At 41.7% G+C, this 13,574-nt stretch carries 12 protein-coding genes; 4 read left to right on the top strand and 8 right to left on the bottom strand.

The window, feature by feature from the left end; all coding sequences use genetic code 11:
- Positions 1 to 86 precede the first annotated feature (86 nt).
- Positions 87 to 680, top strand: a complete 594-nt coding sequence (locus UYI_RS0102785) for a DUF1997 domain-containing protein (protein ID WP_016865162.1) — start codon at positions 87 to 89, stop codon at positions 678 to 680.
- A gap of 118 nt (positions 681 to 798) precedes the next feature.
- Here UYI_RS0102785 and UYI_RS0102780 read toward each other — a convergent pair whose 3' ends face one another.
- The 5 genes from UYI_RS0102780 to UYI_RS0102765 form a co-directional block, all read right to left on the bottom strand.
- Positions 799 to 1,461, bottom strand: coding sequence for a ribonuclease HII (locus tag UYI_RS0102780; RefSeq protein WP_016865161.1), 663 nt, complete (start codon positions 1,459 to 1,461; stop codon positions 799 to 801).
- 24 nt (positions 1,462 to 1,485) lie between these two features.
- The gene (locus UYI_RS0102775; protein ID WP_016865160.1) at positions 1,486 to 3,522 is read right to left on the bottom strand and encodes an Rne/Rng family ribonuclease; all 2,037 of its coding nucleotides are present in this window, start codon (positions 3,520 to 3,522) and stop codon (positions 1,486 to 1,488) included.
- Positions 3,523 to 4,085: 563 nt separating this feature from the next.
- Positions 4,086 to 6,800 (bottom strand): TIGR03960 family B12-binding radical SAM protein, encoded by a 2,715-nt coding sequence (locus UYI_RS0102770; RefSeq protein WP_016865159.1) that lies wholly within the window; start codon positions 6,798 to 6,800, stop codon positions 4,086 to 4,088.
- A gap of 91 nt (positions 6,801 to 6,891) precedes the next feature.
- Complete coding sequence (locus UYI_RS37495) at positions 6,892 to 7,095, bottom strand: hypothetical protein (protein WP_146007624.1); 204 nt, start codon at positions 7,093 to 7,095, stop codon at positions 6,892 to 6,894.
- Positions 7,096 to 7,239: 144 nt separating this feature from the next.
- Positions 7,240 to 7,542: an STAS domain-containing protein gene (locus UYI_RS0102765; RefSeq protein ID WP_016865158.1), complete on the bottom strand. Its 303-nt coding sequence runs from the start codon at positions 7,540 to 7,542 to the stop codon at positions 7,240 to 7,242.
- Positions 7,543 to 7,979: 437 nt separating this feature from the next.
- Here UYI_RS0102765 and UYI_RS0102760 point away from each other — a divergent pair, with 437 nt between their 5' ends.
- On the top strand, positions 7,980 to 8,174 hold the full coding sequence (locus UYI_RS0102760; RefSeq protein ID WP_016865157.1) for a hypothetical protein: 195 nt from the start codon (positions 7,980 to 7,982) through the stop codon (positions 8,172 to 8,174).
- Between the two features lie 453 nt (positions 8,175 to 8,627).
- Here the strand turns inward: UYI_RS0102760 and UYI_RS0102755 are convergent, their stop codons facing one another.
- Positions 8,628 to 8,987 carry a hypothetical protein gene (locus UYI_RS0102755; protein WP_016865156.1) on the bottom strand — a complete coding sequence of 120 codons (360 nt, stop codon included), beginning with the start codon at positions 8,985 to 8,987 and terminating at the stop codon, positions 8,628 to 8,630.
- 413 nt (positions 8,988 to 9,400) lie between these two features.
- On the opposite strand from UYI_RS0102755, the gene clpS reads away from it, so the two are divergent.
- Both clpS and UYI_RS0102740 read left to right on the top strand, forming a co-directional pair.
- A complete protein-coding gene (clpS, locus tag UYI_RS0102745) occupies positions 9,401 to 9,682 on the top strand; it encodes an ATP-dependent Clp protease adapter ClpS (RefSeq protein WP_009456056.1) in 282 nt (93 codons plus the stop codon).
- Between the two features lie 118 nt (positions 9,683 to 9,800).
- Positions 9,801 to 10,649 (top strand): CPBP family intramembrane glutamic endopeptidase, encoded by an 849-nt coding sequence (locus tag UYI_RS0102740; protein ID WP_016865153.1) that lies wholly within the window; start codon positions 9,801 to 9,803, stop codon positions 10,647 to 10,649.
- A gap of 94 nt (positions 10,650 to 10,743) precedes the next feature.
- On the opposite strand, the gene UYI_RS0102735 is transcribed toward UYI_RS0102740, so the two are convergent.
- Together UYI_RS0102735 and UYI_RS0102730 are read right to left on the bottom strand one after the other, a co-directional pair.
- Complete coding sequence (locus UYI_RS0102735; RefSeq protein ID WP_016865152.1) at positions 10,744 to 12,768, bottom strand: WG repeat-containing protein; 2,025 nt, start codon at positions 12,766 to 12,768, stop codon at positions 10,744 to 10,746.
- Between the two features lie 100 nt (positions 12,769 to 12,868).
- Positions 12,869 to 13,507, bottom strand: a complete 639-nt coding sequence (locus UYI_RS0102730; RefSeq protein ID WP_016865151.1) for a pentapeptide repeat-containing protein — start codon at positions 13,505 to 13,507, stop codon at positions 12,869 to 12,871.
- Between the last annotated feature and the right edge of the window lie 67 nt (positions 13,508 to 13,574).

Raw genomic sequence — 13,574 nt, 5'->3', positions numbered from 1 at the left:
TTTTTAGTCGCTTACTCTGATTTTTTATCAAAAACCCCAGAAATTAAAAAATAATAGAATTATAAAACAATTATTTTCATGAACGCATGTCTACCAAATTTACCGCTTCCCAATCGGTAGAAATTGCTGTTCCACAACAGCCTATTCCCATTCAACACTACTTGCGTCAGCCCCGACGTCTGGTTTATGCATTAGTAGACACGAATCGAATCCAGCCCTTAGCTGATGATATTTTTCGTTTAAAAATGCGTCCCCTTGCTTTTATGTCACTCAGTATTCAGCCTACCGTAGACATGAAAGTTTGGGCAGAATCTAATGGTAAAATTCATTTGCGATCGCAAGGTTGTGAAATCCTTGGTATTGAGTATATTAACCAGCGCTTCAATCTAAATTTAAAAGGGTATTTATCACCATATCAATTAAGCACTGGCACTTATTTACGAGGCAGAGCGGATTTAGAAGTCGAGGTAGAGTTACCACCACCATTTTCCTTTACTCCCAAACCCATTTTAGAAACCACAGGCAACGGTTTATTGAAAAGTGTACTCTTAACGATTAAGCAAAGACTGCTACATCAATTAATAGCTGATTATCGTCGCTGGGTAATGTTGCAAACCCAAGAAGGAAAGCTGATTAGTGATGATCAAAATCCAGAGTTACCCATTCTCAATATTGAGTAATCATCGTCGAGACTGGTAGGGGGAGGGGGAACGCAGGGGACAAGGAGGACGACTTGGGGGACATGGAAGGGGAAGTTAGAGAAACATTCTCCGCGTCTTCTTCCCTCTCCCTTGTCCATTAAATTCGACAAGGACGAAAAGACCTGCGATGTAAAGGTGAAGGCCCATGTTCTTGCAGCGCTAGCAAATGCTTTGGACTTCCATAACCTTTGTTTTGCTCCAAGTCGTACATGGGATATTTAGAGGCAAGCCGCACGATTAACTCGTCTCGCCACACCTTAGCAATAATACTAGCAGCAGCAATAGCCAGCGATCGCTCGTCTCCCTTGACAATATTTTGTTGCAGGAGTGGCAAATCTTTAATTGATTGCTTACCATCAATTAAGCAGAGTGTAGGCTGCACCTTTAGCTTCAGCACTGCTCGCTTCATCGCTAAAAGTGTAGCTTGCAAAATATTTATTTGGTCAATTTCAACAACTGAAGCAAAGCCTATTTTACAGTCAATAGCAGCAGACCGGATATGCTGAGCTAGCTTACTTCTGCGAGAGCTAGACAGCTTTTTACTATCCTTGATTTTTGCTGCCATCAGTGCAGGCAGAGCATCATTTGGTAATATCACTGCTGCTGCAACTACAGGCCCAAACAAACAGCCCCGCCCTACTTCATCCACACCTGCAACTGGCCCACAGATGTCTGAAAACGCGGAGAATTCTAGCCAACTAGCTTGCTGCTGAAGTGTTGGCAAATCAACAGAAGCTTTATCTGGCTTGAGCTTGGCCATATTCAATGTTTTGAACTTTTAGCTTTAGCTTTCATCTGTTGAATCTGTCTCCAAAGCAGAAGAACGACGGCGACGACGACGGACAACAGTAGTGGCAGTAGCTTCTGTTTCATCTGCCATCATAGGCAAGTCAGATGTCTCAGTTGCTACTGGTGGGGATGGTTCTGTTTCGACAGGAGCCTCTATAGTGCTAGTTGCTGTTTGAGCAACGACTTCCGGGGTTGTTTCTGGGGGCATAGTAGCAGCTTGACCAGGCAGAGTGACGTTAATAATCACAGACTTGGGATTTCTCACTTCCCGGTTCAACTTCACTAATGGTGAAACTCCCATCAAAGCGTACACATCTTGTTCCGGTGGTGTCATTTCTACGGTGACAATCTCCGGTGGTTCTACCACTGGTTTGACTATCTCTGGTCTTGAGATTTTAGCTCGTTCTCCTCTTTCCACCCAACCTGATTTATTAATATTAGGTATTGGTAGATCAGAAGGCTCTACTAAGTCTCTGTCTGCATCAATGTCCATATCTGGCTCATTCACCAGTGATAACGGGTTGCCATTGATGCGTGGTTCTTCTTTACCATTACCGCCATTGATTCCAATGCGACGACGACGACGTCTTTTGCTATCACTAATTTCTTGATAGCTGGGATGGTTGCTAAGATTCAATCCACCTAAATCGGTATCGTGTTCGTATCCTTCCCCGAATCCTTCGTAACTTTCCCGTGGTTCACTCAAGCGAGGAGATGGCAGACGGGGTTCTCTGTGAGGCAAAGACACAAAGCGTTCTGGTAACTCGACTGGTGATGCAATTGAACGACTTTCTGTTTCTCCGGGTAAATGCACAACATGCCCTAAACCACCACAGGTTTGGCAAGGTTCGCTAAACAATTCGTAAATATTTTGGCCTTGACGCTTACGGGTGAGTTCTACTAGACCCAGTTCTGTGAGTTGAGCAATCTGAGGACGAGCTTTGTCTGCTTTCAGGGCTTTGTTAAAGTGTTCCAGGACGTGCTGTTGGTCACGTCGTGTTTCCATATCAATGAAATCAACGACGATCACACCAGCAATATTGCGTAAACGTAGCTGGCGGGCTATTTCTGTAGCAGCTTCGCAGTTTGTCCACAACACTGTTTCCCTAGCTGTTGCTGATCGCGTAAATGAACCAGAGTTGACATCGATCACTGTTAATGCTTCGGTGGGCTGGATGATAATGTAGCCACCAGAAGGGAGGTCTACTCTGGGTTTCAGGGCTTCTTTGATCGCTGCGTTGATCCGGAAGTATTCTAAAATTGCTGTGCGATCGCGGTGGTGGTCGATTAACAATCCTTGTGGTACTTGTCCACCACTCCAGTTTTGCAAGTACTGCTTCACCCGTTTTAAGCCAGTACTGGAGTCTACGACTATACGGTTGACATCCGCACCGTACATATCGCGCAATACACGCTGGATAAAGTCATCATCCCGGTTGAGCAGTGCAGGGGCGCGGGTAGAAACTGCTTCTTGCTGAATAGCTTCCCATTGTTTTTGTAGGTTTTCTAAATCCTCAATGATTGCTTCTTCTGGTTTGCCTTCTGCTTCCGTGCGAACCAACAAACCCATCCCCGCAGGTTTAATTAAAATTGCTAATGCCCGCAAGCGGTTACGCTCATTTTCATTTTTGATTCGCCGGGATAAATTTACACCCCGTCCGTAGGGCATGAGTACGACGTAACGTCCGGGTAAGGTAATGTTTCCTGTCAGCCTTGGCCCCTTTGTTCCTGTTGGCTCCTTCATTACTTGCACCAAGACTTTTTGTTGTGGTGCTAGTAATTCTGTGATGGCTGCTGCTGTACGCTTTAGCCGTAATGGGCCTAAGTCTGTAACGTGAATAAATCCGTTGCGTTCTGGGTCGCCGATATTTACGAAAGCAGCATCTATCCCAGGTAATACATTTTCTACTACTCCTAAGTAGATATCACCAATTTGGTGATGACCTGTAGCAACAACTAATTCTTGTATTTGATCTTCAGAAAAGACGGCAGCTATTTGATGCTGCTCCGCGATAATAATTTGTTTTGGCATTCAATTTCCTCAAAAATTGGCAGCAAAAATAGACTTGGAGGCACGTTGTCCCTATTGCCCCTACAAGCCCAAACAGGCGCTGCTGTTAGTAAAAACTGCGAACCAAAGCCCACACTTAAAGAGCGATCAACTGAGAAAATGCGTTTACACGCCCGATTCTTCCAGAACGGCTGCATATTATTTAAGCAATTTAATCACCCGTCCATGGTTAATTTTTAATGCAATGCACTCATTCTCTAAGAATTAGGCATTCAGCATGTGTGTTAAAAATCATAAAGTTGAGAGAAGCCGACGAAGCCTTTTATGTAGTCACTGATTCACAAGGTAGCCATCAAGAGAGAGTGTTCTTGAATCTGCCTGGTGGTGGTCTGGGATAAAATCCTAGATGTTGCTCTCTAAATCTTTGCTTTCAAACCCTGAGTACCAGGATTGTGAACCAAATAACTCAATGCAGCGCCAGAAAATTCTCTTCATATCATTCTAACGCAACCTTGTTAAAAATCAATTCCCTATATCCAAAATTGAGGGGCAACTAAATAGCAAGTTACCCCTGAAACTATTAACTAGTCCTGCAACAGCAAACGACGGCGATGGATTTGTAGTAGTTGTAATTCTTTACCAGACACTTGTTCTAGCATAAACAGAACTTGTTCAGGACGCAACAGCGTACCATCTGGACGACAACTACCCAAATAACGCAAACTCACTGCTGATTGTGCATCGACATTAGTAATTTCCAGCAATTCCATCTCAAATAAGTGATCGCGCAGATTTACTAACTGAGTTTTGCCTGACTTAGTAGTTTGCTCATACCAAAGCTCACTTTTTTGTGTAATTGTATTCAGCCATTCTTGCCATTGTGTTGCTGTTGATGATTCTGGGACAGCGATCGTAAGTACATACTCCGCAGCTTCTAGCCCTTGGGTAGCAGCAGGAGCTTTTAAATCCAACTCCACCACATCATATATAGGTATGTCACTCGGTAGTACCTCTACTAATCTCTGGCGAAAAGTAGCCACATCCAGTCGCTGGGTTAACTCAAAATCCACAATTTCACCACTACTGGTAGCCCCCAAAGGCAAAGCTGAAGCCACAGAAATCCGTGGTGATGGATGATACCCACCAGTAAAGGCAATTGGCAATCCGGCTCGCCGCATGGCTCGATCAAACAAGCGCATGATATCGAGGTGGCTAATCAGAGCCATATCGCCCTGTTTACCAAACCATACCCGTAGTCTCTGAACTCTTGTAGTATTAGGTACAAACTGTCCCGCAAATTCTGGAATTGGTAGTGGGGGAATGACAATGTTATGACCAAAGTCTGGGCCACAGACACCACAGTGAGAACAACCATCAAAAGAGCAATCAGGAACGATCGCAGCTTCGAGGGCGCGTTTTAAGTCTTCTTGTAGCCACTTTTTGTCGATACCCGTATCTATGTGGTCCCAAGGTAGGGGGTTGTTGAGGGAGGGACGGAGGGGAGTGGGGGGAGACAAGGGAGACATGGGAGACATGGGAGAAATTCTTCCTTGTCCTCCCTGTCCTCCCTGTCCTCCCTGTCCCCTGATCTCCTCTGTTCCAAACAAATTCCACTCGCCATTCTCAACTTGACGATATTTCCAAGTTAAACCAGCTTCAGCGATCGCAACTCCCCAAGCATTGTATGCACGCTCGATGCTGTCATACCAGGAGTCCATACCTGCACCTAATTCCCAGGCTCGATGTAAAACTTTACCAAGAGAGCGATCGCCTCTACCGATAAAGTCTTCCATTGCCGACAGCCGCACATCGGTAAAGTTTACCTTCACGCCTTTCATGCGGCGGAATTCTTGTTGCAGCAATTTTTGCTTACGTTCAAACTCAGCAGTAGCAACTGAGTGCCACTGAAATGGTGTATGGGGCTTGGGTGTAAAGTTAGAAATTGTTAAATTGAACGCCAGTGGTTTTCTACCTTTGGCTCGACATTCCCGTTGTAACCAACTGACTGTCTCCGCAATACCCAACACATCTGCATCGGTTTCACCAGGTAAACCGATCATAAAATATAACTTGATTTTGTCCCAGCCTTGTTCCCAAGCTGTTTTTACACCCCGTAACAACTCTTCATTCGTCAAACCTTTGTTGACAATATCTCGCATTCTTTGAGTGCCAGCCTCTGGGGCAAAGGTTAGACCACTTTGTCGCATTCCACCCAGGATATTAGCGATATTTTCATCAAATCTGTCTACCCTCTGGCTGGGTAAAGAAAGAGAAATATTGTCATTTTTGAGGCGATTTTTGATTTCCATGCCCACTGCTGGCAGGGACAAATAATCAGAACAACTCAAAGAAAGTAAAGAAAATTCATTGTACCCAGTTTCCCGCATTCCCTTCTCAATTGCTGCCACTACCTTTTCTGGTTCCACATCCCGCGCTGGACGGGTGAGCATTCCTGGTTGACAGAAGCGACAACCACGAGTACAACCGCGTCGAATTTCAATCGTCAAGCGGTCATGGACTGTTTCAACGTAAGGAACCAACCCAATCGAATAAGCAGGAATGGGCGTAGCAACTCGTCGCAAAATCCGTTTGGGTACATCTGGGCGGTTGGGATGTACAGAACCATCCGCAGCCATATCGTAAAACTGGGGAACGTATACACCCGGTATCTGTGCCAAGTCTAACAAAAGTTCTTGCCGACTTAACCCTGCTTGTTTACCTTCTTCTAAAACTAAACCAATTTCTGGCAAAAGTTCTTCACCGTCCCCTAAGGCGAAAAAGTCAAAGAAATCGGTGTAGGGTTCGGGGTTGGATGTCGCCGTCTGTCCACCAGCAAAAATCAAAGGATAAGAAGAGGATTGGGGAATACTGCCATGTCCCCTTGTCTCTTCATTTCTTTCTTTCCAGGTCAAGGGAATCTCAGCCAAATCCAACATTTCTAAAATGTTGGTGGCTCCGAGTTCGTAACTGAGGCTAAAACCCAAAATGTCAAATTCCGTGAGCGATCGCTTTGACTCCACAGCAAATAATGGCGTTTTGGTTGCCCGCAATTTAGCAGCTAAGTCTGAATTTGGTAGGTAAGCGCGATCGCATAATTGACGTGGTTGGGCATTCAAGATGTTATAGAGAATGATATGCCCTAAATTAGAGGCTCCTACTTCGTATACTTCAGGATAAGTTAATACCCAACGTATCACTGCCGTTTCCCACGGCTTGTGTATTGCCAGACGCTCATTACCCAGGTAACGACCTGGTTTGACGATATCTGAGGTGATTAATTTTTCAACTGCAATAGCCACTGTGCTATTCTTCTAGCTATTTTTAATAAATTTCTTTGACACCAACTTGGATATAGATTAAATCATTTAAGATTTGCTGAACAGCATTCTGCTAAAGAATTTTAATCCGTCTTAAAAAGCTTTGAGATTCCCTCCGGGACGCTGCCCGCAGATGCAAAGCATCTACAAACTTTTCGCAAAATCCGTCTTGAAAAGCTTTCAGCCTCGCTATCGCTTTTGTACTTACGTTAATGCCGGAAGCCACTACTCTTACAGGAAGACGCTCCGCGTCTACGTGTCTACAAACTTTTCGCAAAATCTAAAATCCAAAATTGGTATTACTCACCTCCAACCTTAGCATTGATTAGGTCGTTTCAGAATGTTAATTAGTGTTTACAAAATTTTTCATGGCAATAAACTCAAAAGACAGTGAGAAGCAACTTAAAATACCACTTTAGCTTCAAAATATGTCAAAAACTTTATCGAGTTGGGTAAGTTCAAATACAATTCTGATAGATGGGGAAACCGAGCAAAGGCTAAATTGTCTACCTAAGTCTTGAGCAAACTTGAGTGCAGATACTAGCGCCATTAAGCCAGCACTATCTAATGCTTCTACTTGCTCCAAATCTACCAGCAATCTACTGCTTGTATTTTGTGCCAGTGCTTTTGTTAAATCTTGTTGAAATTCCAGAGCATTAGCAGCATTTAAACTACCCTGAGGACGAATGACCGTAATTGTTGGATTCTTAAGCACCGCTTGCATAGTGGCATCCTAAATGTAAATTTTTTGAATAGTTAAAGATATATGTATTTGACCATATACTCTTTCTCGTTACATCGACCATTCGTATTACTTCTCTTTGCTGAATCTTTATTGGTCTAATATTTCTATTTAAAGATTGTCAAATCCCAGACAAAATGTATTTAAGTATACTTTTGTTAAAATAAAGATTAAATATTATTGCTTGCCATGTCCCTCAGTTTTTAATCAGTTATTACTAAAGTTGGTGGATGTCAACATTAAAGTCATGTTAAAGGTTCTGCCTGTACCTCAACCATGTGATAGATACAGGAAGCGATCGCTAATCAAATCACTTCTAACCAGTGATTCAGATCACTGCTAACCTAAGTGTCAGATCACATTTTATACAAAATAGTGGCTGGGATAATAACTATATAAAGTTGGTTGGTTAATTACGTATGAAAACTAGATATGTTATTCGTCAACTAGTAGAAAGAGCGCTTCTGATTAAAAAATTAACTCCTGAAATAGAAAATGAAATTAACTCAGAACTAACAGAAATGGGTTACATCTCTGACATTGATTATGAAGCATTGGAATTGTTAATGGCAGAAATGGATGCTGGTCATATCCAATTAGTGCCAAATATCTAAAGAATACTTGCTACTACAGTAATTTATGTTACTAAATATACCTAAAAATCAACTGCAAATAATTAAACTTAGGCATTTGGTGACACAAGTCTTAGTAACAGCAACGTTTGCTGATATTTTGTTTAAAAAATTTTTCAATATTGAAAATTAATTACAGGACACGCTTTGTTTGCAGAAAAAGGAAAAAGGGCTTTGGATTTCCTTTTGTGGTGTGAGCAGTTTAAAAGCGTGTACATAAACTTAACAACTATTTATTTTTTAGCATCGCTTAAACTTTTCTCAAAGGAGATTATAAACTCTTCATCAAAGCTTTGATTATTTAGAAATCATGTCCAATGTGAATTAATATAGCTAAGACATTATATTTTCATAGAGACATGGGAAATTTTGCGTATTTATTTAGATATAACCTAAAAAGCTTTGAGTAAGTATCATTTTTTATCCCACACAACGCTAATAGCCTGTACATCCTTTCTTATAGGCTTGCCAAACTTTATGAATAAACTGATGAAGTAGCTGTTTTGCAGGTGAGTCTAATTCAGGTTTTGGTTCTTTTGCGAATACCTGACTCAATATATCAATGACTTCTGTATCTAAAGCTGGTCGAAATAAATTTATAGGCCAAAGTAGGTCAGACGCTTCACGTAAATCATTAATGATTGGTGGTTCCGAAGATTTGACCAATAACAGCAAAGGACGTACCCAGCACAACTGACGGGAAATCACAACTTGAATCACTTCCGCATATAGCTTGCTATCATCATGCTCTAAAGATACTATTTGCCCTGGTTGAAAATTAGGTGTAATCTCCATATTCACATAGCTTCGGCAGTGGCAATCATTGTGCTGCTGCTCTTTTAATTTTAAAAGCTAGCATAGGCAATAGCAATTTGGGGATAGGGGAAGGGGAGGACAAGGGTCGGAGTCGGGGATTGGGGATTGGAAGGAAGACCAGGGGGACACGGGAGAGTGGGGAGTGTAGGGAGTGTGTAGACGCGCCCATCGGCTTCCCGTAGGGTGGAGTGTGGGGAGTATAGAATAACCACTAATGTATAGATGCGATGTTCCTCGCTTCTGTACCCACTAATCACTAACAACCATCAACCAATAACTACCAACAGCCTTTTCAGTGCTATACAATAGTTTAAGTAACTGTGAAGCTAATTCTAGTAAACAACCTTTAAACAAAAATTTGTTGTAGTAAATTACCAAAAGAGCAAACAACCGTGTCAGTCGAAACCCAACAGAAGCGTTCAACATCCAGAAAACTAGCGCCTCAGTATCGCGTTTTGCTCCATAACGACGACTACAACACTATGGAGTATGTGGTACAGGTTCTATTAACCACGGTGCCCAGCCTGACTCAACCTCAGGCTGTTAGCATTATGATGGAAGCCCATAGTAACGGTCTTGCTTTAGTTATTACCTGCGCTCAGGAACCTGCTGAGTTTTATTGTGAGACATTAAAAAATCATGGTTTGACCAGCACAATTGAACCAGAAGAATGAATCAGTTAATAGTTAATAGTTATTAGTGGTCAGTTTGATCACTAAGAAATTTTAAAACCAAGTTGGTTTCTCAGTGAGATAAACTAACTTAAATTCCTAAAATTATATCCAACTTGGTATGAAAATAAACCTTGCTTCTATAGCCCAGCGTTCTGTATTCATCAGGCTGGGTTATTTTATTTTCGCTTTATTAGTACTGTGGTCGCCTTTTGCCATACCAATATATTTACTAGTTAATGACAAAAATTTGGTAAATATTATTACCATGGCACTACTGTATATAGAATTTATTGTTCTACTAAGAATATGGAGTAAGCAAGTTTACAAACAACCTCACATTTTTCAGCACTACGGTTTACAATTTACGCGATTAAACGGCGTAGATTTACTGAAGGGTTTGGCTATTGGATTTATTAGCATTTTGATTTTATTTGGTTTAGAAGGTTTGCTAGGTTTATTGGTATGGCAACAACCCAAAGTTTTTTTACTAAAAGTAGTATTAGAAGGTTCCCTCACAGGTTTAAGTGTTGGGTTTGCTGAAGAATTGTTATTTCGAGGCTGGTTGCTGGATGAGTTACAGCGAGATTATTCTCCTCGTGTAGCACTTTGGGCAAATGCAATGATTTTTGGGGTATCGCATTTTATTAAGCCAGTCCAAGCAATTATTCACACATTGCCACAACTCCCTGCTTTGGTGCTGCTGGGGTTGACTCAGGTATGGGGAAAGCGCTGGCGTAGGGGACGTTTGGGTTTACCTATTGGTTTGCATGGTGGTTTAGTTTGGGGTTATTACATCATTAATGTTGGGGGATTGATTGAATACACCAATCGGGTTCCTGATTGGGTGACTGGGGTAGATAAGAATCCTTTGATGGGGGTGATGGGGTTAGTGTTGATGGGCGTTTTGGCGTTTTGGATGAGGGGACAAGCATCCAGAGTGGCCATAAGTGGATCTAAGAATGCATAATTGAACATATAAAATTGCGAATAGATCGATGATTTCTTGATGATACAAGCCGCCAAATTTGTCAGTGGGGTGAATCTAAAATTTTCTGACGTAATTACTGAACTGTTAAGGGATTGCGAATATAGCCATCTTTTTCACTATCAATCCATGCCAACCCTTCAGAAAAGGTTCCAGCACTGTTAAATTGTGGTTGAATTACGAAGTTACCATTTTTGTTAATATAGCCCCACTTATTGTCAATTTTAACCGGAGCTAGTTCTTCAAAAAAGTTGTAAGCTTCAGTAAATTGTGGTTGGATCACGACTGTGCCACGCTTGTCAATGTAGCCCCATTTACTATTCGTCTTTATCCCTGCTAAGCCTTCAGAAAAATTATAAGCATGATCAAATTGCGGTTGAATTATGATTTTACCTGTCTTGTCGATGTAACCCCATTTGTCACCAATCTTGACTCTCGCCAGTCCTTCGGCAAAGCGATAACCATCATCAAATTGTGGCTGAATTACGATTTTACCTGTCTTGTCGATGTAACCCCATTTGTCACCAATCTTGACCTCCGCATGTCCTTCAGAAAAGTTCCCAACACCATCAAACTGTATCTGGGTAATGAGGTTACCGCTTTTGTCAATAAAACCCCATTTACCACGATTCTTGACAGGTGCTAGCCCTTCTTTAAAATCGCCAGCACCAGTGAATTTTCTCTCAATGACAAAATTCCCTGTTTTATCAATAAAACCACAAGTACTGACAACACATGCCCTTGCTAACCCCTCAGAAAAATTATTTGCATTGTCTTTAGTAAATTGCTGAGGGATGACAAAATTTCCGGTCTTATCGATATAGCCCCAGTTTTGTCCCGCAATCCATGCTTTTGCTAGTCCTTCAGAGAATTTACTCACGTCGTCAAACTGCGGTTGAATCACTATTTTGCCACTCTTGTCAATATAGCCCCACTTACCGTCTACCTTTACCTCTGCAAGCCCTTCAGAAAAACTACCAACACTATCAAATTGTGCTTGAATGGCAAAATTGACATTTTCTGAAGAGGTAGGGGAAGTTGATGCTGTAGTTGATGTATCTGCTGGTGTAGGAGAACTAGCTATTAGTGACGGAGTTGAAGTTGGTACGGGTGGTGGAGATGGAGAACGACTTAGTAGAGCAACAATAGAAATAACTCCTATTCCCAATCCACCTAGTCCAATTAAACTTCCCCATAGTAATGGTTTGGGAATTTGTGAAATTATAGCAGTTAGTGTAGAAGATACAAAAGGTTGTGAATGTGGTTGTGAATGTGGTGTTATTGCATTTAGCGCTTGTAATGCCTCAGATGCAGACTGGTAGCGTTGGCTAAAGTGATAGCGTACCATTGTGGTTAAAATATTGGCTAGCTGATCGCTCACCTGTACATAATTGCGCCAAATCAATTCACCTGTTGTATTATCCATCAGTAACTGTTGCGGCATCAAGCCTGTGAGAGCTTGGATACCAATCATACCCACCGCATAGATATCGCTGCATAATTTGGGGTCACGATTAGCTTGTTCACTTGGCATATAGCCAGCAGTACCGATCGCAATGGTAGATCTGACCTGACCTTGAGTATTCATTGCTAAACTGCCAATTTCTTTGACTGCCCCAAAGTCAATCAATACAATCTTTCCATCACTTCGACGCCGCATTAAATTTTGGGGTTTAATATCTCGGTGGATGATATTGCGCTGATGGACGATCGCCAATACTTCTAAGATTTCCTGCAACAGTTTGACAACTTCATTTTCACTAAAACGCCTACCAGGAGTCAGTTCTTTGCTCAAATCATGCCCATCAACAAATTCCTGAACTAAATAAAATTCGCCATTTTCTTCAAAGTGAGCAAACAGCCTTGGTATTCGATCATTTTGCCCTAATTGGTACAAAACTTGTGCTTCTGTTTCAAACAATCTTCTAGCAATAGGTAAAACAGATGGATCGGGACTAGTTGGTTTTAGGTGTTTGACCACACATTGGGCATAAGTGGGTAAATCCATATCTTTTGCTAAATATGTGTCAGCAAATCCACCACTCCCCAGTTGTTGGACTATCTGGTAGTGATTACGCAGGATTGTTCCATTGACCAGCATAAGGTTGAACCAGTAGGGCTAAAGCTAATGTGATTGTATTAATCAACATCAATGCTCAACCATTTGATTACTGAAAAAATAATATTTTAGTTACTTTTGTTTAAGAAGTAACCTCAGCCATTGTCCCCACTAAGCAAGCCCGATCTAAATTCACTCCACTTAAATTTGTCCCTTCTAACTCTGCACACAGTAAATTTGCACCCGTCAAATTTGCCCCTGCTAGATTTGCCTCTCTCATATCTGCTTCTTCTAAATTTGCTTCACTCAACAATGCTCCTTGTAAATCTGTACGACTTAAGTCTGCACCTTTGAGATTAGCTCCTGTAAGGTTGGCACCTCGCAAGTCAGCACCCCGCAAGTCAACCCCTTGTAAGTTGACATTCATCAAATTTGCACCACTGAGAAAAGCACCAGCAAAAGATACTTCACTCAGTCTCGCCCCCATTAAATTAGCACCACGTAAATTGCTACCCCGTAAGTCAGCGCCTGTCAAATCTGCTTGCATTAAATTTGCACCCATTAAATTAGCGCGCAAATCAGTTGCTTGTAGGTTTGCCCCCATTAAATTTGCACCTTCCAAATGGGCGCCTTCAAGTTTAGAAGCAGTAAAATTTGTACCTACAAGAGTAGCACCAGCAAAATTGATGCGGTTTAAATCCAAGTTTGATAAATCTTCGTCTTCTAAATTGGCTCCTGCTAAGTGCTTGGTTTTTCCTGATTTAATAGCTTCGATGTTCATGTGGTTGTTAAAAAATTTATTTAACAGTTAATTGGAGGTTTGGGTGAAGTCGTAATTTTGGAAACGC

This window comes from Fischerella muscicola PCC 7414 (assembly GCF_000317205.1).
GTDB classification, from domain to species: Bacteria; Cyanobacteriota; Cyanobacteriia; order Cyanobacteriales; family Nostocaceae; genus Fischerella; species Fischerella muscicola.
The sequence above is the reverse complement of the archived record's forward strand: the minus strand, read 5'-3'. Positions and strand labels throughout refer to the sequence as shown.